This is a genomic window from Leisingera sp. ABM4_060, assembly GCF_056158765.1.
Map to the genome: position 1 here is coordinate 2,532,894 of NZ_JBSWTX010000001.1, position 22,547 is coordinate 2,555,440.

The 22,547-nt window shown below is 65.1% G+C and carries 19 protein-coding genes, 1 tRNA gene and 2 pseudogenes; 12 read left to right on the forward strand and 10 right to left on the reverse strand.

What is annotated here, in order from left to right; genetic code table 11:
* Window positions 1-1,503: a YifB family Mg chelatase-like AAA ATPase gene (locus ACXAEH_RS12195; protein WP_475033103.1), complete on the forward strand. Its 1,503-nt coding sequence runs from the start codon at window positions 1-3 to the stop codon at window positions 1,501-1,503.
* 19 nt (window positions 1,504-1,522) lie between these two features.
* Here the strand turns inward: ACXAEH_RS12195 and ACXAEH_RS12200 are convergent, their stop codons facing one another.
* From ACXAEH_RS12200 to rsmI, 4 genes are all read right to left on the reverse strand, one after another.
* Window positions 1,523-2,431, reverse strand: coding sequence for an alpha/beta hydrolase (locus ACXAEH_RS12200; protein ID WP_475033104.1), 909 nt, complete (start codon window positions 2,429-2,431; stop codon window positions 1,523-1,525).
* Complete coding sequence (gshB, locus tag ACXAEH_RS12205; protein ID WP_475033105.1) at window positions 2,431-3,366, reverse strand: glutathione synthase; 936 nt, start codon at window positions 3,364-3,366, stop codon at window positions 2,431-2,433. Before gshB ends, ACXAEH_RS12200 begins: the two co-directional genes overlap by 1 nt.
* Window positions 3,367-3,437: 71 nt before the next feature.
* Window positions 3,438-3,812, reverse strand: coding sequence for a YraN family protein (locus ACXAEH_RS12210; RefSeq protein WP_475033107.1), 375 nt, complete (start codon window positions 3,810-3,812; stop codon window positions 3,438-3,440).
* A 3-nt stretch (window positions 3,813-3,815) separates the two neighbouring features.
* Window positions 3,816-4,673: a 16S rRNA (cytidine(1402)-2'-O)-methyltransferase gene (gene rsmI, locus ACXAEH_RS12215; RefSeq protein WP_475033108.1), complete on the reverse strand. Its 858-nt coding sequence runs from the start codon at window positions 4,671-4,673 to the stop codon at window positions 3,816-3,818.
* An 88-nt stretch (window positions 4,674-4,761) separates the two neighbouring features.
* Here rsmI and ACXAEH_RS12220 point away from each other — a divergent pair, with 88 nt between their 5' ends.
* From ACXAEH_RS12220 to ACXAEH_RS12250, 7 genes and pseudogenes are all read left to right on the forward strand, one after another.
* A complete protein-coding gene (locus ACXAEH_RS12220; RefSeq protein WP_475033109.1) occupies window positions 4,762-5,928 on the forward strand; it encodes a penicillin-binding protein activator in 1,167 nt (388 codons plus the stop codon).
* Entirely contained in the window at window positions 5,888-8,728 is a 2,841-nt protein-coding gene (locus ACXAEH_RS12225; protein WP_475033111.1) for a [protein-PII] uridylyltransferase, read from the forward strand. Before ACXAEH_RS12220 ends, ACXAEH_RS12225 begins: the two co-directional genes overlap by 41 nt.
* On the forward strand, window positions 8,725-10,275 hold the full coding sequence (gene murJ, locus ACXAEH_RS12230; protein WP_475033112.1) for a murein biosynthesis integral membrane protein MurJ: 1,551 nt from the start codon (window positions 8,725-8,727) through the stop codon (window positions 10,273-10,275). Before ACXAEH_RS12225 ends, murJ begins: the two co-directional genes overlap by 4 nt.
* Window positions 10,272-10,661 carry a Crp/Fnr family transcriptional regulator gene (locus ACXAEH_RS12235; protein WP_475033114.1) on the forward strand — a complete coding sequence of 130 codons (390 nt, stop codon included), beginning with the start codon at window positions 10,272-10,274 and terminating at the stop codon, window positions 10,659-10,661. The genes murJ and ACXAEH_RS12235 overlap by 4 nt, the downstream gene beginning before the upstream one ends.
* Window positions 10,662-11,042: 381 nt before the next feature.
* Window positions 11,043-11,441, forward strand: a pseudogene (locus ACXAEH_RS12240) (tyrosine-type recombinase/integrase); the annotation flags it as partial.
* A 175-nt stretch (window positions 11,442-11,616) separates the two neighbouring features.
* Window positions 11,617-12,881 (forward strand): annotated as a pseudogene (locus ACXAEH_RS12245) (IS91 family transposase).
* A gap of 632 nt (window positions 12,882-13,513) precedes the next feature.
* Window positions 13,514-13,711: a YgaP family membrane protein gene (locus tag ACXAEH_RS12250; RefSeq protein WP_475033115.1), complete on the forward strand. Its 198-nt coding sequence runs from the start codon at window positions 13,514-13,516 to the stop codon at window positions 13,709-13,711.
* Window positions 13,712-13,935: 224 nt separating this feature from the next.
* Here the strand turns inward: ACXAEH_RS12250 and ACXAEH_RS12255 are convergent, their stop codons facing one another.
* On the reverse strand, window positions 13,936-14,622 hold the full coding sequence (locus ACXAEH_RS12255) for a rhomboid family intramembrane serine protease (protein WP_475033117.1): 687 nt from the start codon (window positions 14,620-14,622) through the stop codon (window positions 13,936-13,938).
* A 101-nt stretch (window positions 14,623-14,723) separates the two neighbouring features.
* Between ACXAEH_RS12255 and trpS the strand changes: the two genes are divergently transcribed.
* A complete protein-coding gene (gene trpS / locus ACXAEH_RS12260) occupies window positions 14,724-15,752 on the forward strand; it encodes a tryptophan--tRNA ligase (RefSeq protein WP_475033118.1) in 1,029 nt (342 codons plus the stop codon).
* A 48-nt stretch (window positions 15,753-15,800) separates the two neighbouring features.
* Here the strand turns inward: trpS and ACXAEH_RS12265 are convergent, their stop codons facing one another.
* The 5 genes from ACXAEH_RS12265 to paaG all read right to left on the reverse strand — a co-directional run bounded on the left by ACXAEH_RS12265 (window position 15,801) and on the right by paaG (window position 19,260).
* The gene (locus ACXAEH_RS12265) at window positions 15,801-16,016 is read right to left on the reverse strand and encodes a hypothetical protein (protein ID WP_475033119.1); all 216 of its coding nucleotides are present in this window, start codon (window positions 16,014-16,016) and stop codon (window positions 15,801-15,803) included.
* Window positions 16,017-16,120: 104 nt separating this feature from the next.
* Window positions 16,121-16,717 (reverse strand): TetR/AcrR family transcriptional regulator, encoded by a 597-nt coding sequence (locus ACXAEH_RS12270; protein ID WP_475033121.1) that lies wholly within the window; start codon window positions 16,715-16,717, stop codon window positions 16,121-16,123.
* A gap of 3 nt (window positions 16,718-16,720) precedes the next feature.
* Window positions 16,721-18,031: a phenylacetate--CoA ligase PaaK gene (gene paaK, locus ACXAEH_RS12275; RefSeq protein ID WP_475033123.1), complete on the reverse strand. Its 1,311-nt coding sequence runs from the start codon at window positions 18,029-18,031 to the stop codon at window positions 16,721-16,723.
* Window positions 18,032-18,046: 15 nt separating this feature from the next.
* Window positions 18,047-18,472, reverse strand: a complete 426-nt coding sequence (gene paaI, locus ACXAEH_RS12280; protein ID WP_475035565.1) for a hydroxyphenylacetyl-CoA thioesterase PaaI — start codon at window positions 18,470-18,472, stop codon at window positions 18,047-18,049.
* Between the two features lie 2 nt (window positions 18,473-18,474).
* Window positions 18,475-19,260 carry a 2-(1,2-epoxy-1,2-dihydrophenyl)acetyl-CoA isomerase PaaG gene (paaG, locus tag ACXAEH_RS12285; RefSeq protein ID WP_475033124.1) on the reverse strand — a complete coding sequence of 262 codons (786 nt, stop codon included), beginning with the start codon at window positions 19,258-19,260 and terminating at the stop codon, window positions 18,475-18,477.
* Window positions 19,261-19,384: 124 nt separating this feature from the next.
* Here paaG and paaZ point away from each other — a divergent pair, with 124 nt between their 5' ends.
* The 3 genes from paaZ (at window position 19,385) to ACXAEH_RS12300 (ending at window position 22,529) form a co-directional block, all read left to right on the forward strand.
* Window positions 19,385-21,415 (forward strand): phenylacetic acid degradation bifunctional protein PaaZ, encoded by a 2,031-nt coding sequence (gene paaZ / locus ACXAEH_RS12290; RefSeq protein ID WP_475035567.1) that lies wholly within the window; start codon window positions 19,385-19,387, stop codon window positions 21,413-21,415.
* Window positions 21,416-21,487: 72 nt separating this feature from the next.
* Window positions 21,488-22,300 (forward strand): PaaX family transcriptional regulator C-terminal domain-containing protein, encoded by an 813-nt coding sequence (locus ACXAEH_RS12295; protein ID WP_475033125.1) that lies wholly within the window; start codon window positions 21,488-21,490, stop codon window positions 22,298-22,300.
* A gap of 152 nt (window positions 22,301-22,452) precedes the next feature.
* A tRNA-Met gene (locus ACXAEH_RS12300) sits at window positions 22,453-22,529 on the forward strand.
* The last annotated feature ends 18 nt before the right edge of the window (window positions 22,530-22,547 follow it).

Sequence of the window (22,547 nt, forward strand, 5' to 3'; positions counted from 1 at the left end):
ATGACCGCACGCTCTTACACAGTTGCTTTTCAAGGGGTCGAAGCCCGCCTGGTCGAAGTGCAATGCGCCGTCGCCCCCGGCCTGCCCGCCTTTTCCGTGGTCGGACTTCCGGACAAGGCGGTGCAGGAAGCACGCGAGCGGGTGCGGGCGGCCTTTGCGGCGATGTCAATCGCCCTGCCCTCACGCCGCATCACCGTGAACCTGTCGCCCGCCGACCTGCCCAAGGAGGGCAGCCACTTCGACCTGCCTATTGCGCTGGCACTGCTGGCGGCCATCGGCATCGTCCCGGCGGAAAAGGCCGAGGAAACCATTGCTTTGGGAGAGCTGTCCCTGGACGGCCAGCTGATGCCGGTGGCGGGCGCCCTGCCCGCAGCGGTGACGGCTGCAGAAGAAGAGCGGATGCTGCTCTGCCCCAAACCCTCTGGCCCGGAGGCCGCTTGGGTTGACGCCGCGCAAGTGATCGGCGCCGCCACGCTGACCGAAGTGGTGCAGCATTACACCGGTCAGCGCCGCATTGAACCCGCCGCACCCGGCGAGGCCGTCACTGGCCTTGGCGGCAGGGACCTTCGCGATGTGAAAGGCCAGGAGCAGGCCAAACGGGCACTGGAGATTGCGGCAGCCGGGCGCCACCACATGCTAATGGTCGGCCCGCCGGGTTCGGGCAAGTCGATGCTGGCGGCACGGCTGCCCTCGATCCTTCCGCCGCTGTCACCGGGCGAGGCGCTGGAGACCTCGATGATCCATTCCTTGTGCGGCCTGATCGACGAGGGCGGCATCAGCCGGGCCCGCCCGTTCCGCGAGCCGCACCACACCGCTTCGATGGCGGCAATTGCCGGCGGCGGACGGCGCGCGCAACCTGGCGAGATCAGCCTTGCCCACAATGGCGTGCTGTTCCTCGACGAACTGCCGGAGTTTGGCCGCTCGGTGCTGGAGACCTTGCGCCAGCCGCTGGAGACCGGCGAGGTGATGGTAGCCCGCGCCAATGCGCATGTGAAATACCCCAGCCGGTTTATGCTGGTGGCAGCCGCCAACCCCTGTAAATGCGGCTATCTGGCGGATGCCAACCGCGCCTGCTCCCGTGCGCCTGTTTGCGGCGCAGATTACCTGGGGCGCATTTCCGGCCCGCTGCTGGACCGGTTCGACCTGCACCTGGATGTACCGCCAGTGGATGTGACGGACCTGGATCTGCCGCCCAGCGCAGAAGGCTCCGCCGAGGTGGCCCGGCGGGTCGCCATAGCGCGGGAGATGCAGACCGCACGGTTTCAGGATCATCCCGGCCTGCGCCAGAACGCAGATGCCGAGGGCGCGCTGCTGGAACGGATCGCCGCGCCGGATGCCGAAAGCCGCGAGCTGCTGATCCGCGCAGCCGAACGCTTTGGCCTCAGCGCCCGCGGCTACCATCGGGTGCTGCGGGTGGCCCGAACCATTGCCGACCTTGCATGCGAGGAACATGTCCAGCGCCAGCATTTTGCCGAAGCGCTGCATTTCCGCCTGCCCGCCTGAGGCACGGCGCCCGCCGCCCTTAATCCGCGGGCTTCCCGGTAAACACCCCGGTTACAAAGGCTGCCGCCTCTTCCAGCGCCGCCTGCCCCTCCGGCAGATGCCCGGCCATGAACTGCCAGACATGCGGCACATTGCGCCAGAGGCTGAGACGCACATCTCCGCCCGCCTGCTCCAGTTTCTCCGCCATGCGTTGCGAATCTGACAGCAGAACTTCGGTGCTTCCAACCTGGATCAGCACCGGCGGCGGATCAGGAAAGGCCGCGAACAGCGGCGATGCGCGCCCGTCCGACGGGGCCGCACCATCCAGATACTGGTCCACTGCCTCCTGCATCCGGCCGGCCGGGATGATCACATCGCGGTTGCGGTTTGATTGGATACTGGTCCCGCTCAATGTCAGATCGCACCAGGGAGAAAAGGCCAGGAGGCCCGCAGGACGCTCTTGCTCCGCTAAAAGGCCTGCCAGCAAGGCCAGCGCCAGGCCGCCACCGGCACTGTCGCCGGCCAGCAGGATATCATGCGACCGGTAGCCGGTGCCCCGCAGATACTTCCACGCAGCCATGGCGTCTTCATAGGGCGCCGGAAATGGCGCGTCCTGCATCAGCCGGTAATCGGGGACCGCGATCTCCAGCCCTGCGGCCAGCGACAGGCGCGACAGCATCCCCTGGTACGCGCGGGCGCTGCCCGCCAGATAGGCGCCGCCGTGCAGAAACAGGATGATCTGCCTTTGGCGCGGCCTGCCTGCGGAAATCAGCGTCAGCGGCACAGGAGCTGGCCGCGGCAGCAGCCGGGTGAATGGCAGAGCCGGGTAGAGCCGCGGCGCCATCAGCTCGAACACCTGCCGGGCCAGATCGGGGCTGCTGGTATGCTGCAGCACCGGCTTCATGCCATAGCGCATCCACGCGTTTATGGCCCGGCGCTGCCAGCTCATCAGCGGATCTTGGCTTCGATCGCCTGCCAGACCTTCTCGGCGATGTTGACGCCGTCAAATCGCTCCAGCTCCTGAATGCCTGTAGGCGAAGTCACGTTGATCTCGGTCAGGTAATCGCCGATTACGTCGATGCCGACAAAAATCTGGCCCTTTTCGCGCAGCAGCGGGCCAATGGCGGCGCAAATCTCAAGATCGCGCTCGCTCAGCCCGATCTTCTCGGGGCGCCCGCCCACATGCATGTTGGAGCGGGTCTCGCCTGCCGCAGGCACCCGGTTGATGGCGCCAACCGGCTCACCGTCCACCAGGATCACCCGCTTGTCACCGTTGCTGACGTCGGGCAGGAACTTCTGCACGATCAGCGGCTCGCGGCTGAAACCGGTGAACAGCTCATGCAGCGAGGTGAGATTGCGGTCGTTTGCATCCAGCCGGAACACGCCGGCGCCGCCGTTGCCATAGAGCGGTTTCAGGATCACATCGCCATGCTTTTCCTTGAACGCCTTGATGGTCTGCAGGTCGCGGGCGATGGTGGTCGGCGGCGTCAGCTCCGGAAAATTCAGCACCAGCAGCTTTTCCGGATAGTTGCGGACCCAGAACGGGTCATTCACCACCAGCGCCTGGCCCTTCAGCATGTCCAGCAGGTGCGTCGAGGTGATGTAATGCATGTCGAACGGCGGATCTTGGCGCAGCCAGACCACGTCGAAATCCGCCAGATCCGCCTCGCGCTCTTCGCCCAGCACAGCCAGCGTGCCGGCCACCCGCTGCACTGTCATGTCCTGGCCGCGGGCGGTGACGCGGCCTTCCTGATATGCCAGATGGTCCGGGGTGTAGAAGAACAGCTCATGCCCCCGCGCCTGGGCTTCCTCGGCCAGGCGGAAGCTGCTGTCCGCGTTGATGTCCACGCCCATGATAGGGTCCATCTGAAAGGCGATTTTCATGGCAGTATCCCTTGTAAACTGCCCGAATACATGGCCCAGCGCCGCCCCGGGTTCAATGGGTCAGACGCAGATCAGTTCATGCCAAAGGCGTTTTCGATGATCTCTACCGTGCCGGTGCCATCCACCAGGGCCGCGTCAAAACGCACCGGCGTCAGCTGGCCCTGCGGCTCGTTTTCCAGATATTGCCCGGCGCTGGCATAGATGCGCTCCACCTGCCGCGGTGTGATCCGCAAGGCGGCAGCGCTGCTGGTGGAGCTGTGCTTGACCTCAACGAACACCAGTTCTTCCGGCCCGCGCAGGATCAGGTCGATTTCACCGCCCGGCCCCCGCCAGCGGCGCTCGGCCACGGTATAGCCGCGGTTTTCATAGTGGCGGGCGACAATCTCTTCCGCTGCCTCGCCCGCCAGATGGGCGCGGGCACCGCGGTGCTGGCGGGGGCCGGCCACGGCTTAGCTGCCTTTGGCCAGCTGCAGCGCCAGCTGGTAGACCTTGCGCCGCGGCAGCCCGTGCATCTCGGCGACGATGCCGGCCGCGTCCTTGACCGAGTTCCCCTGCAAGGCCGCTTGCAGGTCGCTTTCCAGGTCACCCTCGCTGACTTCCGTTTCCTGGGCGCGGTCGACCAGCACAACGATCTCGCCTTTCACCGGGGTTTCTTCCAATCCGGCGGCCAGGTCTGCTAGCGGCGCCCGGCGCACTTCTTCGAATTTCTTGGTCAGCTCCCGGGCCATCGCCGCCGGGCGGTTGCCCAGCACCGCCGCCATATCCGCAACCGAGGCCGCGACCCGCTTGGGAGATTCATAGAAGATCAGGGTACCAGGAATTTCCCGCAGCTCCTCCAGCCGTTTCCGGCGGGCACCGGAGGCATTGGGCAGGAAACCCGCAAAGAAGAACGCATCCGATGGCAAGCCCGCCAGCGTCAGCGCCGTGGCCGCGGCAGAGGCACCGGGCGCGCAGGTGACCTTGTAACCGGCCTCTGCCGCAGCGCGGCTGAGGTCATACCCCGGATCGGCAATCAGCGGCATCCCGGCCTCGGAGGCATAAGCAACGGATTTGCCCGCAGTGATCGCCTCCAGCAGTTTGGCGCGTGCACCGGCGCCGCTGTGGTCGTGGTAAGCAATGATCCGCCGCCCGCCCAGCGGCACCCCGTGAATCTCCATCAGCTTGCGCAGCGAACGTGTATCCTCGGCCGCAAGCACATCGGCCGAGGCCAGCACATCCAGCGCACGCAGGGTAATGTCGCGGGCGGTGCCGATCGGCGTGGCAACGAAGTAAAGCCCGGGAGACAATATGACATTCTGGTGATTCAACGCTGGACCCGCCTTTTTGGTCGTTTATGATCTGCCCTTAAACCCACGCGGCGCAGCGGCGCCGGGAGAACGGAGTTTCAAGTCCATTATGTTTGCTGTTTTCAAACGCGCCCGCAAGGCGGCATTGGCAGCCGCCGCGGCAGTTTCCTCAATTGCTTTGGCCGCCTGTGATCCGGTGGCCATCGGCACCGGCCCGACGATCAACACCTCGAAACCGGTTCCGGTGGCGCTGCTGGTGCCGCGCGGCTCGGCGCAGCAGGGCGACAGTGTGCTGGCACAGAGCCTGGAAAACGCAGCGCGGATGGCGATTGCCGATCTGGACGGTGTACAGATCGACCTGCGCGTCTATGACACCGCCGGCAGCCCGGAAGTGGCCACCGGCGCGGCGCAGCAGGCGCTGAAGGACGGCGCCCGGGTGATCCTGGGCCCGGTCTATGCCGAAGCCGCCAATGCCGCGGGCATTGCCGCCCGGCAACGCGGCGTGAACGTTCTGGCCTTCTCCAACAACCCGGCAATTGCCGGCGGCAATGTCTTCATCCTGGGGCCAACCTTTGACAACACGGCGCGGCGGCTGACCAGCTTTGCCGCCCGCAACGGCAAGCGCAACATCCTGGTCGTCAGCGGCAATGACGCGGCTGGCGTGGCCGGGCGCGGTGCCATCCAGCGCGCCGCGTCACAGACCGGCGCAAATGTCTCCGGCAGCGTCGGCTATGAGCTGTCGCAGCAGGGTGTTATCAACGCGATCCCCACCATCCGCGCCGAATCTTCCAGCGCCGATGCGGTCTTCCTGACCGCCACCACGGCCGGAGCCCTGCCGCTGCTGGCGCAGCTGATGCCCGAAGCCGGTGTCGATCCGGCAGAGAAACAGTATATCGGCCTGACCCGCTGGGACATTCCGGCGCAGACCCTGGCCCTTCCCGGCGTGCAGGGCAGCTGGTTTGCGATGCCCGATCAGGGCAAAGTGCAGCAGTTCAGTGCCCGCTACCAGGCGAACTACGGCGCCTCGCCGCATTCGATCGGCAGCCTGGCCTATGACGGCATCGCCGCCATCGGCGCGCTGGTCGCCGCAGGCCAGTCCGACGCCCTGACCGCAGGCGCGCTGACCCAGGGTGCAGGCTTCCAGGGGGCCGGCGGCATCTTCCGCCTGCGTCCCGATGGCACCAATGAGCGCGGTCTGGCTGTTGCCACCGTCCAGGAACAGAAGGTCGTGATCATTGACCCAGCCCCAGTCAGCTTTGCAGGCCCCGGGCTCTGAGCCGGCCGCCGGCCCTGCGCGCCCTTCCGCCAATGGTTATCCCGAACCGCTGGGGCCGCTGATTTGCGACCCCGGCACCATCTTTGATGCCAAGGCAGTACGCGCCCAGATCGAGGCATTGGCCGAAGACACCGCCCCCACCGCGCTGCGCGGGGAGACGGTGAAGATCCTGCGCGCCGCCAGCAAGGCTGGACGGGCGGCGATTTCCGAAGCCTTTGCTGCCAAACCCTTTGCGGCGCGGGAACTGACCCGTTCCTACACCTTTCTGACCGACGGGCTGGTCACCACCGCGTTGTACGTCTCCAGCGGCATCCTGCACCCGCTGGCCACCCCCACCCAGGGCGAGCGCATCGCGGTGATGGCGGTGGGCGGCTACGGGCGCGGCGAGATGGCGCCGGCCTCGGATGTCGATCTCTTGTTCATCACTCCCTACAAGATCACCGCCTGGGCGGAGAGCGTGATTGAATCCATGCTCTATATCCTGTGGGACCTGCGCCTGAAGGTTGGCCACGCCAGCCGCACCATCAAGGACTGCATCCGGCTGGGCGGCGAGGATTACACTATCCGCACCGCGATGCTGGAACACCGCTTTCTGGCCGGGCACAGGCCGCTGGCAGAAGAACTGGACAACCGGCTGAAGACCGAGCTGTTTTCACAGGACACCCGCGAGTTCATCGAGGCCAAGCTGGGGGAACGCGATGCGCGCCACATCAAGCAGGGCCAGCGCTATATGGTTGAGCCCAATGTGAAGGAAGGCAAGGGCGGGTTGCGCGACCTGCAATCGCTCTACTGGATCGCCAAATACCTCTATCACGTGCAGGACGCCGCTGAGCTGGTGCCGCTCGGCCTGTTCCGGCCAGAGGAGCTGGAGCTGTTTTCCAAGGCCGAGACGTTCCTCTGGGCGGTGCGCTCGCATCTTCACCTGGCAACGGGGCGCGCCACCGAACAGCTGACCTTCGACCTGCAGGTCGAGGTCGCCAGCCGCATGGGATATCAGGACAAGGCCGGGCGCCGCGGCGTGGAAGTCTTCATGCAGGAGTTTTTCCGTCATGCCACCTGCGTCGGCGACCTGACTCGGATCTTCCTGACCAAGCTGGAAGCAAGCCAGCAGAAGGGCGCGCCGCTGTTGCAGCGCATCTTTCGCCGCGGCCCGCGGATCAAGCCGGACTACAAGGTGGTGCACAACCGGCTGGACGTGCTGGACCCGGAGACGTTTCTCGCCGACCGGGTGAACCTGCTGCGGATCTTCGAGGAAGCCCTGCGCACCGGCATGCTGATCCATCCGGATGCAATGCGGCTGGTGACCGCCAACCTGCATCTGATCGACGACGGCATGCGCAAGGACCCGGAAGCAAAGCAGATCTTTCTGGACCTGCTGCTGAAGCACGGCAATTCCGAACGCGCCCTGCGGCGGATGAACGAACTGGGGGTACTGTCGGCCTTCCTGCCGGAATTCGAACCCATCGTGGCGATGATGCAGTTCAACATGTATCACTCCTACACAGTGGATGAGCACACCATCCAAGTGATCGCCAATTTTGCCGCCATCGAACGCGGCGAACTGGAGGATGAACTGCCGCTATCTTCCTCGATCCTGCGCAAGGGGCTCAACCGCAAGGTGCTGATGGTTGCAATGCTGCTGCATGACATCGGCAAGGGCCGCGAGCAGGACCACTCGATCCTGGGCGCCCAGATCGCCCGCAAGGTGGCGCCACGGCTGGGGCTGAAGCAGTCCGAATGCGAGACCGTGGAATGGCTGGTGCGCTATCACCTGCTGATGTCGGACATGGCGCAGAAACGCGACATCGCCGACCCGCGCACGGTGCGGGATTTCGCCAAGGCGGTGCAGACCGTGAAGCGGCTGGACCTGCTGCTGCTGCTGACCGTTTGCGACATCCGCGGCGTCGGCCCAGACACCTGGAACAACTGGAAGGCCGCCCTGCTGCGGGCGCTTTACAAGCACACCCGCGCCGCGCTTGAGGGCGGTATGGAAGCGCTGAACCGCGAACAGCGCGGCACTGCGGCCAAAAAGGCCCTGCGCGAGGCGCTGCCGGACTGGTCCAAGGCCGAACTCAAGACCGAGACCGCCCGCCACTACCCGCCTTACTGGCACGGGCTGCACATCACCGCGCATGTGGATTTTGCCGAAATGCTGCGGGATTTTACCACCCGGGGCGACCCGGGCGAGGTGATGATCCGGCTCTACCCGGACGAGGACCGCGACGCCACCCGCGCGACCTTTGTGATGGAAGACCACCCCGGCATCTTTGCACGCATCGCAGGCGCCCTGGCACTGGTTGGCGCCAATGTGGTCGATGCCCGCTCCTATACCACCAAGGACGGCTATGTGACCGACGCCTTCTGGATCCAGGATGCCGACGGCCACCCGTTTGACCCGCTGCGCCTGCACCGGCTCAAGCAGATGATCGAGAAGACACTGAAGGGCGAGGTAATCACCCGCGACGCGCTGAAGACCCGCGACAAGATCAAGAAACGCGAACGCGCCTTCAAGGTGCCGACCCATATCACCTTCGACAACGACGGCTCCGAAATCTACACCATCATCGAGGTCGACACCCGCGACCGGCCCGGACTGCTTTATGACTTGGCGCGGTCGCTGGCGGCGGCCAATGTCTATATCGCCAATGCGGTGATCGCGACCTATGGCGAACAGGTGGTGGATACCTTCTATGTGAAGGACATGTTCGGCCTGAAATACCATGCCGTGTCCAAGCAGCGGACGCTGGAGAAGAAACTGCGCGAGGCCATAGCCGAAGGCGCCAAACGGGCAGATACATGAAGCCGATCAAACTGCTTTCGGGCTTCCTGACCGTCGGGTTTTGGACGCTGGCCAGCCGGATCTTGGGCTTTGCCCGCGAAATCCTGATTGCCGCCTTCATCGGTCCCGGGCCGGTGCTGGATGCCTTCATCGTGGCCTTCCGCCTGCCCAACATGTTCCGCCGCTTCTTTGCCGAAGGCGCCTTCAATGCGGCCTTCGTGCCGGCCTTTGCCAAACGCTATGAAGCGGGGGCGGATGCCCGGACCTATGCCCAGCAGGCCTTCAACCTGCTGGCCGCCGCGGTGCTGGCGCTGGTGGGGCTTGGCATGGTCTTCATGCCGGGGCTGGTCTGGCTGACCGCCGGCGGTTTTGTCGGCGACGGGCGCTTTGATATGGCGGTGGGCTACGGCTATATTGTCTTCCCCTATATCCTGTTCATGTCGCTGGCGGCGCTGTTCTCCGGTGTGCTGAACGCCACCGGACGCTTTGCCGCCGCCGCCGCCGCACCGGTTTTGCTCAACATCTTCGCCTGCGCGGCGATGGCGGCCGGCGCGCTCCTGGGCGGAGAGGTCGTCACCTGGCTGGTATGGACAATTCCTGTCGCGGGCGTCGCCCAGCTGGCGCTGGTCTGGATTGCCGCGGCCCGCGCAGGCATCGCCCTGCACCCCGGCCTGCCGCGCTGGAACAGCGAAATGTCCAGCCTGGTGCGGGTCGCCGTGCCTGCCGCCCTGGCTATGGGCGTTACCCAGATCAATCTGGTGGTCGGCCAGTATGTCGCCTCGGACATCGAAAAGGCCGCCAGTTGGCTGTTCATCGCCGACCGCCTCTACCAGCTGCCCTTGGGCGTTGTTGGCATTGCCGTCGGCATCGTGCTGCTGCCCGCCCTGTCGCGCCGCCTGCGTGCGGGTGACAGCGCGGGCTCACAGGACGCGCTGTCCAGGGCCGGCGAGTTTTCCCTGTTGCTGGCGGTCCCTTCCGCCGTGGCCTTCATGACTGTGCCGGTGCCGCTGGTCTCGGTGCTTTATGAACGCGGGGCAACCGGCCCTGAGGATGTGGCCGCCATCGCGCTGGCCGTCGCCGTCTACGGCGCAGGCCTGCCCGCCTTCATGCTGCAAAAGGTGCTGCAGCCGCTCTATTTCGCCCGAGAAGACACCAAGACCCCGTTCCGCTACGCGCTGGTGGCCATGCTGGTCAACGCCGCGCTGGCTTTCGGACTGAAACCGGTACTGGGATGGATCGCCCCGGCAATCGCCGCCTCGGCCGCTGGCTGGGCGATGGTGCTGCTGCTGGCCCTTGGCGCCCGCGGCATGGGCGAAGAAGCCCGCTTCGACGCCCGTTTCCGCAGCCGCGTCTGGCGCATCCTCGCCGCCTCAGCAGCCATGGGTGCAGTGCTTTATGCTGCGGCCACCTGGGGCAGCCAGCTGTTCATGCTGGACTATTGGCGCTATCTCTCCCTGCTTGGCTTGGTGGTCCTGGGCTGTGCGGTCTACTTCGCTGCAGGCCAAACCATAGGCGCCTTCCGCCTGTCCGAGTTCCGCACCGCCTTCCGCCGCCGGAAACAGGCATGAGCCGCCTTTCCTGCCCCGCCGGCACGGTGCTGTTCAGCCCTGGCCAGGAATGTCCCGGCTTTGTCCGCCTCACCTCCGGCAGCATCAAGGTCACGCTGATCGCCGCAAACGGCCGGGAAGTGGTGCTTTACCGTGTCGGACCGGGTGAAGTCTGCCTGCAGACCTTTGCCTGCCTGACCGAAAACCGCACCTATTCGGCGGAGGGCATCGCAGAGACCGCCTTCGAAGGCGCGATCCTTCCCCATGCGGACTTCCGCAGGGCGATGTCCGAAGACAGCAGGAGGACGAAGCCGCTCGCGCGGCAGGGGCGGCAGGGGCGGCTGTGGCGGGCGCACCTCGCTGATCTGACCCCCCCTGTGCATTTGGGAATGACCGGATCTGTCTGATGATTGGGACCTTCTCAATCCACAGACAGGAGGGTCCCATGAAGGATCATGGAACCGCGCCGCTGCGCGCGGATGATCGAGGGCATGCGCATCCGTGGCCTGGGCGAGAGCGCCCGGAAAGCCCGTATTCGGGCGGTCAAGGATTTCGCGGGATACCTCGGGCATGCGCCCGATACAGCGGCGCCGGAAGAGCTTCGGGCCTGCCAGTTGCACATGACCGATACCGGCGTCCCGGCCTCGGCGTTCAACGTGCGGATCTCATCGCTGCGGTTCTTCTTCGGCATCGCATGCGGCCGCGGGGAGATGAAGCGGTACATGCCGTTCCGAAGCAACCCCCGGAAGTTGCCGATCGTCCTCAGCGCCGAAGAGGGGGGCGGCCTGATGGCCGCGGTGCCCGGACCCGGGCTGAAGTGCCGTGCGGCCCTGGGTATCAGCTGCGGAGCAGGTCTGCGGGCCTCCGAGGTCTGCAATCTCAAGGTCACGGATACCGGCAGTGACCGGATGCTGATCCGCGTCGGGGACGGCAAGGGCAGCCGGGACCGCAAGGCGATGCTGCCGCCGGGGCTGCTGGAGCTTTTGCGCGGCTATTGGCGCGAGGCGCGGCCGGAGGGCTGGCTGTTCCCGGGCAAGCCGAAGATCAACCCGCTGTCACCGCGGCAGCTGAACCGGGCGTTCACGTCCGCAAAACACATGGCAGGGATCAACAAGCCCGCACCCCTGCACACGCTCCGCCATAGCTTCGCGGCGCATCTGCTGGAGGCGGGGACGGATGTGCGGATCATCCAGGTTTTGCTGGGCCGCGCCAAGCTCAGCACCACCGCCCGCTACGCGCATGCGGCCACCAGGACGATCCGCTCCACCGTCAGCCCGTACGAACGTCTGAAGGAGCTGCAGGACCGCACTCTCCGGCGCGGACTGGTGCGGCCGGACGCCGGGGGGGCCCGGGCGGCCGGGACTGGAGCTTGCTGGCATCTTCCGAAGACACGGACCCGCGTGGCGGCGGGCCAATGCCGGGCATGCCAGCCTAACCCGGCTCAAGGGGATGCCGGCGATCGAGGCCTGCCGGACCGAGGTGCCCGGCGGGCATGCCGCTGCGTGCGGAAAATGCGGTCACCGGCACATCGCCTGCAGTTCCTGCAAGATACCATTGACCGGCAGGCGATTTGGCGGCGCCAAATCTGCCGGGAGGGGGGCACTGCCCGAAGTGCCAGGGACCAGCCGCAGGTGGCTGGATGGCCGCGCGGGCCGAGGACTTGCTGCCGGCCGGGTGCTTCCACGCGGTCTTCACCCTGCCGGCCGGGATCGCGCAAATCGCTTACTGGAACAAGAAGGCAGTCTGCAGCCTGCTGTTCCGCGCCTCGGCTGAGACCGTGACGGCCATCGCCGCGGATCCCCGGCATCCCGGCGCCCGGGCCGGCATGGCCAGCGTGCTCCACACCTGGGGTCCGGCGCTGACCCGCCATCCGCATGCCCGCATGATCGTGCCCCCTCTCGGCAGATCGCTGCGCAATCGCCTGCCGGGCAATGGGACGGCGGCCTGCCGCCGGACGGCACAAATGGATCGCCTGCCGCCCCGGGTTCTTCCTGCCGGTGCGCGTCCTCTCCCGGTTATTCCGGCGGCTCTTCCCCGAAGGGCCGGCGGTCCTGCACAAGGTGGGCGCGCTTCAGTTCTTCGGCGACCTCAAAAACCTGGCTCAGGCCGCCGCTTTTGCCGCCTGCCCCGCCCCGCTGCGCAAGACCGAGCGGGTCATCTGCGCCAAACCGCCCTTCGGCGGCCCCGCGGCCGTGCCCGCCTGTCTCAGCCGGTACACGCACCGCGCGGCGGTCTCGAACCCCCGCCTGACCGGCGCCGATGCTGCGGCCGTGGCGTTCCGCTGGAAGGACTGCCGCATCAAGCACGGCGGCCGGCAAAAGGTGATGCGCCTCGAGACCGGCGGGTTCATCCGCCGGTTCCTGATCCGCGTCCTGCCCGATGGATTCCACCGCATCCGGCACTACGGGCTGCTGGCCAGCGCGGCTCGCAAGGCCACCATCGCCCGCATCCGCAGATTGCCCGGCGGGGCGCCCCAGGACCCGGACCCGCAGGAGAGTGCTGAGGCCATCCCCCTCACACTGCGCGAACCGTGCCCCTGCTGTGGCGGGGCGGTGCGCATCATCGGGATCTTCCGCCGCGGTCGGAAGCCGCCATCCCGGGCACCGCCCCGGGAGCAGGCCGCATGACGCAACGCCCGTCTCAAACGCGCGAAACTCACCAGCTGCCGCCCGCAGGCCGGGCCGCTCCTGGCCTGCCCGTTACTGCGCTTTGCTCAGGAAAATGCAATCAGCTGTTCCGCCGCCATCCGAAACCCACGCCCCCAGCCGTCCGAGCGGCCTCCAGTGACAGGCACGCCATGTCCGGCCGGTGGCCGGACCCCGCCCTCGCAATCACCCGCAGCACGCTTTCCCATAGACAGCGCCCGGGTCCCGCGGCTTCCTCCTTCCGAGGTTTGTCAACGCGGGCCGGCGCCCGCAGACGCCCCGCTGTCACGCAGCGGCCCGCATCGAAAAACCTTCAAGCTTCCAGACAGTTCTTCCTGATCACGCCGCCTGCCGGGGGCGGCTTCGTGCTGTCCAAAGATCACGGGAAGCTGCGCCTCAGCCAGGGAAAGGCCGGAAAGCCAAAGCGGTTCACGGCCTGGGACTGCTTTGACGGCCCGGTCCGGGCCAGCGGCCGGCTGCTGCTGGACCGCGGCGGACTGGACAAAATCGCGCGGGATCAAGCCTGAGGTTTGGTGACTCTGTCACCGACGAGGCGGATCCGGCAGCCTAGAACGGACTCGCAATCCTCAACGTGAGTTCGAAAGGACAGTTCCATGCCCCGTAACGAAGGCCCCCTCGACCGCAGCCTGCGCATCCTCCTTGGCCTGATCCTCCTGTCGCTGATCTTCATTGGCCTGCAAACCCTGTGGGGTCTCATCGGCCTGGTGCCACTGGCCACCGGTCTGGCCGGCTACTGCCCGCTTTACCGGCTTCTCGGCTTCAGCACCTGTCCGCTGAAGAAACAAGGCTGACCCTCCCGGCTGGTCCCAGGACCGCAAAGGCGTCTGCACCATAGCGGCGGTTCCTCTTTGAGGCGGGACCGGTCAATCCTGCAATCGGCAAGGCGCCTTCAGGGCGAACCTGCCCCTGAAGCGCTTCTCAGCAAACCTTCCGCAGCGCGCAGAACGCGCTGCCAGGCCCAACGGCTGGAGATGCCCCGCCAGGGGCTTTGACAGCAGGCGGGAGTGCTCCGTTCTCAATCGTGGCGGATCCGGTTGCGGATCCTTGCCCAGCCGCCCGGCGCCAAAAAGAATGACAGGCCGAACCCGGTGGCAAAGCCTGCCAAGTCGGCCACCCAATCCTTCTGGCCGCCAAACAGAAGCCCGAACAGCAGTTGCGCCCCCATCAGGAAGGCAATTAGCGAAAACGCCCGGCTCTGCTGCGCCCCCACCAGCGCCAGCGAGCGCCACAGCAGGAAGGTGAAGGCGCCGATCAGCCCGTAGACCGCCGGAAAACCGCCGATCAAGGGCTGGCCGCCGCCAATCAGCAGCGCATAGCCCAGCGCGCCGCCCGCACCGGACAGCAGAAAGATGATGACCATCGCCAGATCGCCCATCACTTCGCCCACCATCTTGCCCATCGCCAGCACAAAGACGCAAACAAACAGCGCATGGGTGAAGGCGCCATGCACAAAGACATAGGAGACAAATCGTACCAGATGCTCAGGCAGCCAGCGGCCGCTTTCCTGCATCCACCAGAAGACTTCACTGGAAAACGCATAGGACTGGATCGCCTCCAGCCGCCAGCCGATCGCGGAGGCATCGCCCAAAACACCACGGGCACCAAGCGAGAAGACCGCTTCAATCCCCATGATGACAAGCACCAGCGCCACCACGGCGGCGGGCAAAGGGTTCACTGGGGCATTATGGGGCTCACTGCTCATCCGGGCTCCTTGCGGCACGGAATCCCCCGCGCCTGTTGACCTATCCTGGCCCCATGGGTAAGCCACCGGGGTTGCTATTTCCAGACGGGAGTTCCGCCCAAATGAGCAAATCCGCCTTCACCCCGCGTGTGTTCTCGGGCATCCAGCCCACGGGCAACCTGCACCTCGGCAATTACCTCGGCGCGATGAAGCGCTTTGTCGATATGCAGGGCCAGGATTTTGAGACCATCTACTGCATGGTCGACCTGCACGCGGTCACCGTCTGGCAAGATCCCAAGGATCTGATGAAATCGACCCGCGAGCTGTGCGCCGGTTTCATCGCCGCGGGTATCGACCCGGAGCAGTCTATCCTGATCAACCAATCGCAAGTCCCTGAGCACGCGCAGCTGGCGTGGATCTTCAACTGTGTCGCCCGCATGGGCTGGATGCAGCGGATGACCCAGTGGAAGGACAAGGCGGGCAAGAACCAGCAGAACGCCTCGCTGGGCCTGTTTGCCTATCCGGCGCTGATGGCGGCGGATATTCTGGTCTACCACGCCACCCATGTGCCGGTGGGCGAGGACCAGAAGCAGCACCTGGAACTGACCCGCGACATCGCGATCAAATTCAACCACGACTACGGCGTCAACTTCTTCCCGGAGACCGAGCCGGTCATCGAAGGCGCTGCCACCCGCGTGATGTCTCTGCGCGACGGCTCCAAGAAGATGTCGAAATCGGATGTGTCCGACGCCTCCCGCATCAACCTGACCGATGATGCCGACGCGATCGCCAAGAAGATCCGCAAGGCGAAGACCGATCCCGAGGCGCTGCCGTCTGAGGTCAAGGGACTGGAAGAGCGCCCCGAGGCCCGCAACCTGGTCAACATCTACGCCGCCCTGAACGAACAAAGCGTCGATCAGGTGCTGGCCGATGTGGGCGGCAGGCAGTTCTCGGAGTTCAAACCGATGCTGGCCGATCTGGCAGTGTCGAAACTGGCGCCGATCTCCACCGAGATGGCCCGCCTGATGGACAACCAGGACGAAATCGACCGCATCCTGGCTCGCGGTTCCGAGCGCGCGCGCGAAATCACCGCGCCGATCCTGCGCAAAACCTATGACATCGTCGGCATGGTGCCGCCGGTCGCGCTGTAAACAGATCAAGCAGCGTCAGCGGGCCGGCCTGGCCTGCTGGCGCGGCCTCTATTCCGCGTCCGGTGCGGGATGGCGCCGGGAAATCAACCCGTATTTGAGAGCGGCCCTGCGCAGCGAGAACCGGCTCCCCAGGGATTTTATCACTACCCGAGCGGACAGCCGGTCAAGCTCGTGATTGTCGATGACCCGTTCAGCGCAGCCGCAGCCTTCGCCCAGCCCGACTTTTTTGTAGTAGAATTTTTCAAAGCTTTCGGAATTTGCCATCCTGCCCTCCTGTTGAGGGCAAAGGCTACCGCGGGCCGCCGCAAACGCAAAACAATCTCTGCTGCGGTTTCACTTCACATTTGCGTGCAAGGCGCCAAAGGCCGTTAAAGCCCTCTCACTCCGTTCAAAACCAGCTCCGCAGCCAGGCGCGCATAATCCTCGCGCGCCTGCGCCCCGGCTCCGGAATTCCACATGTAGTACCAGTTCAGCATGCCAAAGACCGACATGGTGGCGCCGCGCAGCTTGGCAGTATCCCCATTGAACACCTCCGGCGCCACTGCCGCCAGCGCATCGCTCACGAATTGAACCATCTCACGCTGATAAGCCCGCAGCAGCTCCTGCTGCTCCTCCGGCAGCGCTCCCATGGCGCCGATCTGCACCTGGTGCTCGTGGTCCGCTCCCTGATAAGCGGCCATGATCTCCCCCACGATGCGGCGCAGGCGGTCTTCGGAGCCAAGCCCCTCCAGCTCAACGCCGCAGACCCTGTCGCGCAGCTCGCTGAGGTAGGTATCAAGGAGGCCGAAAAGCACGGCGTCCTTACTGTCGTAATAGTGATAGATATTCGCCTTGGAGATCCCGCACTCGCGCGCCAGCTGGGTCATCGACGCGCGGTCATAACCGGCTTCCGCAAACACCTTGGCTGCGGATTTCAGGATCTGCGTGCGTTTCTGATCATGGTCTTTTGCAATCGTGCGGGCCAAGTCTCACTCCCTGCCGCGGTTGTCGACAACGCGCTTGGCCTTGCCCTGGCTGCGCTCGACGGAACCCGGGTCGCCTACAATAATCTCGGTGGAAACGCCAACCATATCCTTGATCCGCTTGGTCAGCATCCGCGCAGCGGCGGTCTTGCTGAGCTCATCCGTTGCATCCGGACTGGCCTCCACAAACACCCGCATCGCGTCCATGCGGCCGGATTTATAGAGCTCGATCTGGTAATAGGGCGCGAGGCCGCCGGTCGCCAGCAGCTGTTCCTCCACCTGGCTGGGGAAGACATTGACGCCGCGCAGGATGATCATGTCGTCGCTGCGGCCGGTGATCTTCTCCATCCGCCGCATCGACCGCGCGGTGCCCGGCAGCAGGCGGGTCAGGTCGCGGGTGCGGTAGCGCACCATCGGCAATCCTTCCTTGGTCAGTGTGGTGAAGACCAGCTCACCCAGCTCGCCGTCCGGCAGCACTTCACCGGTTTCCGGGTCGATGATCTCGGGCAGGAAGTGATCCTCCCAGATCACCGGGCCGTCCTTGGTCTCGACGCATTCGTTGGCCACACCGGGGCCCATAATTTCGCTGAGACCGTAAATATCGACCGCATGCATGTCGAAAGCCTCCTCGACCTCCCTGCGCATCGCATCGGTCCAGGGCTCGGCGCCGAAGATACCGACCTTCAGCGAGCATTCCCGCGGGTCCATGCCTACCTTGTGGAACTGCTCCAGAATGTTGAGCATGTAGGAGGGCGTCACCATGATCCCGTCGGGTTTGAAATCGGTGATCAGACCCACCTGTTTTTCCGTTTGACCGCCTGACATCGGAACGACAGTGGCGCCCAGCCGTTCGATCCCGTAGTGTGCACCCAGCCCGCCGGTGAACAGCCCGTAGCCATAGGCGTTATGCACCATATCGCCCTTGCGCAAGCCTGACGCACGCAAAGACCGCGCCACCAGATCCGCCCAATTGCTGATGTCATTGGCGGTATAGCCCACCACAGTCGGCTTGCCGGTGGTGCCGGAGGAGGCATGCAGGCGGATGATCTGCTCACGCGGCACGGCAAACAAGCCAAAGGGGTAATTGTCCCGCAGGTCGTTCTTGTAAGTGAAGGGAAACTTGGCCAGATCCTTCAATTCCTGCAGATCTTCCGGATGCACGCCTGCTTCGTCGAACCGCTGCTTGTACATCGGCACATTTTCATAGGCATGGCGCAACGACCATTTCAGCCGCTCCAGCTGAAGTGCGCGGATTTCGTCAATCGAGGCGATCTCGATCGGGTCCAGGTCACCCTTCTTGGGGCTCAGGTCTTCCATGGCGTCCTCCACACCTTATTCGTCAAACAACTGGCCCTTGACCGCCCGGGAAACCCCCCGGAACTCGGCGATCTGCTGGCCGTCCTGATTGGTCACTGTCACGTCGTAAATGCCGCTGCGCCCGGTCAGGGAAATCTCCCGGGCCTTGGCAATCAGCTTGTCGCCCAGCCGTCCCGGCGCGGTAAAGCTGATCACGTTGTGCTGCGCCACGGTCGCCTGGTTGCGGCTGTTGCAGGCAAAGGCAAAGGCGCTGTCGGCCAACATGAAGGTCACGCCGCCGTGGCAGATACCGTGGCCGTTGCAGTGGTGCTGGGCGATGGTCAGCTCCAGCGTGGCCTCGCCCTCGTCCACGTGGGTGATCTCCATCCCCGCCCATTTCGAGGCATGGTCATCCGCCCACATGGCGGCAGCGGATTTCTCGGCGCGTTCCTTAGGGGTCATGGTCATTTACCCTTGAACACGGGCGCGCGCTTTTCAAGGAAGCTGGCGACGCCTTCGGCGTAATCCGCGCTCTCGCCGCAGGTCTTCATCGCGTCCGCCTCAATCTCCAGCTGGCCGGACAGGGTGTTGACCGCAGCCGCTTGGATGCACTGTTTGGTCAGGCCCAGGCCCAGGGTTGGACCATTGGCGAACTTCTCTGCCATGGCGCAGGCTTCCGGCATCAGCTCCTCATCCGGCAGCGCCTTCCAGATCAGCCCCCAGTCCTCGGCCTTCTTGGCAGGCAGCGGCTCAGCCGTCAGCGCCAAGCCCTTGGCCCGCGCCTCGCCCAGCAGCCGCGGCAGGTGCCAGCTGCCGCCGGTGTCGGGGATCAGGCCCACCTTGGAAAACGACTGGATGAACTTGGCGCTTTCGCCCGCCAGCACCATATCGCAGGCCAGCGCCAGATTGGCCCCTGCCCCGGCGGCCACGCCGTTCACCGCGCAAATCACCGGGAAATTCAGCGAGCGGATCAGCCGCACCAGCGGCGCATAGAAGGTGCGTACAGTCTGACTCAGATCCGGCGGCCCGTCCATCTTGCGCGGATCGCGGTCGCCCAGATCCTGGCCGGCACAAAAGCCGCGCCCGGCCCCGGTCAGCAGCATCGCACGGGCACCGTTGTCACGCGCTGCCTCCAGTGCACCGCGCAAGGCGGTGTGCATTTCCTCGTTGAAACTGTTCAGCCGGTCCGGACGGTTCAGAGTGATCTCCACCCAGGTGCCGTGGTCCTCAACCAGAATCGTATCGCTCATCGCTCCCTCACCCTGTCAGCGGCGCATTTGACAAATTTCTTGCATAAACCGACCGGACGGTCAATATATCTCCACATCAGATTCCAGCCTGGCCCCGCGCCGGCCTGACGAAAAGGACGACATGATGAGCCTTCTAGAGATTTCCAGCTTTGCAGCGGGTCAATGGGTCGCACCGGGCGCAGGTGCCCGCAGCATCGCCAGCGCCATCACCGGCGAGGTGATCGCCAGCGCGGGAAATGACGCGCTCGACGTGCAAGGCATGCTGGATTACGCCCGCGCTGTGGGCGGCGCCAACCTGCGCAAGCTGACCTTCCACGACCGCGCCCGGATGCTGAAGGCGCTGGCAGGCCACCTGAACCAGCACAAGCAGGCGCTTTACGATCTCAGCTTCAACACTGGCGCCACCCAGTCCGACCACATGATCGACATTGACGGCGGCATCGGCACCATGTTCGTTTTCGCCTCCAAGGGCCGCCGCGAGATGCCGGACGCCCATGTCTACCTTGACGGCGACGTGGAGCAGCTCAGCCGGAACGGCACCTTCCTGGGTCAGCACATCTGCACCCCGCTGCGCGGCGTTGCGGTCCACATCAACGCCTTCAACTTCCCGGTCTGGGGCATGCTGGAAAAACTCGCCCCCACCTTGCTGGCAGGCGTCCCCGCCATCGTGAAACCCGCCACCAACAGCTGCTATGTGACGGAACTGGCGGTGAAACTGATGCTCGACAGCGGCATCCTGCCTGAGGGTGCGCTGCAGCTGGTCTCCGGCGGCCTCGGCGACATGCTGGACCACCTGACCATGCAGGACGTGGTCAGCTTCACCGGCTCCGCCAATACCGCGCTCAAGCTGCGTGCCAACCCGGTGATCCTGGAAAACTCGGTCCGCTTCGTCGCCGAACAGGACAGCCTCAACGCCTCCGTCCTGGGCCCCGACGCCCAGCTCGGCACACCGGAGTTCGATCTGTTCGTCAAGGAAGTCAGCCGCGAGATGACCACCAAGGCGGGCCAGAAATGCACCGCCATCCGCCGCATTATTGCACCGCAGGCACAGGTGGACGCGGTGATCAAGGCACTGTCAGCCCGCCTGGCAAAAACCCAAATCGGCGACCCGCGCCTCGAAACCACCCGCATGGGTGCGCTGGTCTCGAACAGCCAGAAACGCGATGTGCTGGAAAAGGCCGCGATCATCGGTCAGGAAGCAGAACGCGTCTTTGGCGACCCGGACAGCTTCACCGTCGACGGCGCCGACGCCGACAAAGGCGCCTTTGTGCCGCCGATGCTGTTCCACTGCGCCGACCCGGACAACGCCAGCCGCGTGCACGACACCGAGGCTTTCGGCCCCGTCTCCACCATCATGGGCTACCGCGATCTGGACCACGCCATTGGTCTGGCCAACCGCGGGCAGGGCTCGCTGGTGGCCTCGGTCATCACCCGTGAACCGGCCGTCGCACGCGAGGTCGCCATCGGTGCCGGCGCCTACCACGGCCGCCTCTACTTCAACAACCGCGACTCGATGAAGGAGAGCACCGGCCACGGCTCCCCCCTGCCCCACATGGTGCATGGCGGCCCGGGCCGTGCAGGCGGCGGCGAGGAAATGGGCGGTGTGCGCGGCGTCAAACACTACATGCAGCGCACCGCGATCCAGGGCTCGCCCGACATCCTGTCCGCGATTGGCGAGAAATGGGTTCCCGGCGGCACTGAGATCGAAGGCCCGGCCCACCCCTTCACCCGCAAGTTTGGCGAGCTGTCCATTGGCGAGACCTTGCACACCGCCCCGCGCACCGTCACCCTGGAGGATATCGAGACCTTCGCCCATTTCACCGGTGACACCTTCTATGCCCATATGGACGACGCCGCCGCCAAGCGGAACCCGTTCTTCCCGGGCCGCGTCGCGCATGGCTACCTGCTCCTGTCCTTCGCCGCGGGCCTGTTCGTACAGCCCGATGAGGGCCCGGTTCTGGCCAACACCGGCCTTGATAGCCTGCGCTTTATGAAACCGATTGAAGCGGGCGAAAGCATCAAGGTCCGCCTGACGGTCAAGAAAAAGACCCCCCGCAACGAGGAATATGGCGAGGTCCGCTGGCATGTGACCCTTACCAACCAGGACGGCGAAGTGGCCGCAGAATACGAACTGCTGACCATGAACGCCTTTTGAACCAGCGCAAAAGTGGTAGGCAGCGGTAACACTGCCCTGCGCCCGGACTGGTCTAACCCGTCCGGGCGAACTATGTTTATCCCTATGAACGAACAGCATAACCCCTGGTTTGACACCGCCGTCCAGCAGCTGAACGATCCGCAGAACCAGCGGGTCTGGTCTGTCATCGTGTCGCTGTTCGGTGATCTGGCGCAGGAAAAAGGCGCCCAGATCAGCGGCGGTGCGCTGACCCGCATCATCACGCCGATGGGGATCAAGCCCGAAGCGATCCGCGTAGCCCTGCACCGGCTGCGCAAGGACGGCTGGATCGAAAGCGCCCGCGCGGGCCGCGCCTCGGTGCATTACCTGACGGAATACGGACGCAGCCAATCGGCTGCCGTCACCCCGCGGATCTATGAACGCCGCGCCGCTGCGCCCGGCGACTGGCACGTGCTGATCGCCGAGGACGGCGCCGGGCAAGCCACATTGGATGATGTTCTGCTGCTGCCCAATTACGTGGCCGTGAACCGCACCACCGCCCTGGGCCACGGCCCGATGCCCCGCAGTCTGAACGACCTGATGGCCGCCGAGGTCAGCAACGTTGCGGTGCCTGGCTGGCTCAAGACCCGGCTGTTTCCCGGACCTCTGCGCGAGGCCTGCGCCGCCCTGCAGCAGGACCTGAGCCGGATCACCCCGCCGCCCGCCGGCTTGGCACCCTCGCAGACCGGCACCCTGCGCACGCTGATCGTGCACCGCTGGCGCCGCGTGGTGCTGCGTCACCCGGACTTGCCTGCCAGCTTCCATCCGGCGGACTGGGCCGGAGAGGCCTGCCGTACGCTGGTGTTCCAGCTTTTGGACCAACTGCCGCTGCCGGAGTTGTCTTCGCTGGACAGTCTGCCGGATTAATCCCTGGGCGCACTGGCGCCCCCCTGTGCAAGCCCTTGCTTTTCATAGTATTTCCCTGATCTTTGGAAAAACTTCCGGAGAATCCGCATTTCGGCCGCTTTTCCGCTTGACCCGGCCCGCGGCATTCCGTAAATCGCCTCCACACAGCGAGCGGCGGAGTAGCTCAGTTGGTTAGAGCAGCGGAATCATAATCCGCGTGTCGGGGGTTCAAGTCCCTCCTCCGCTACCACCCTTTCCAGATTACCGG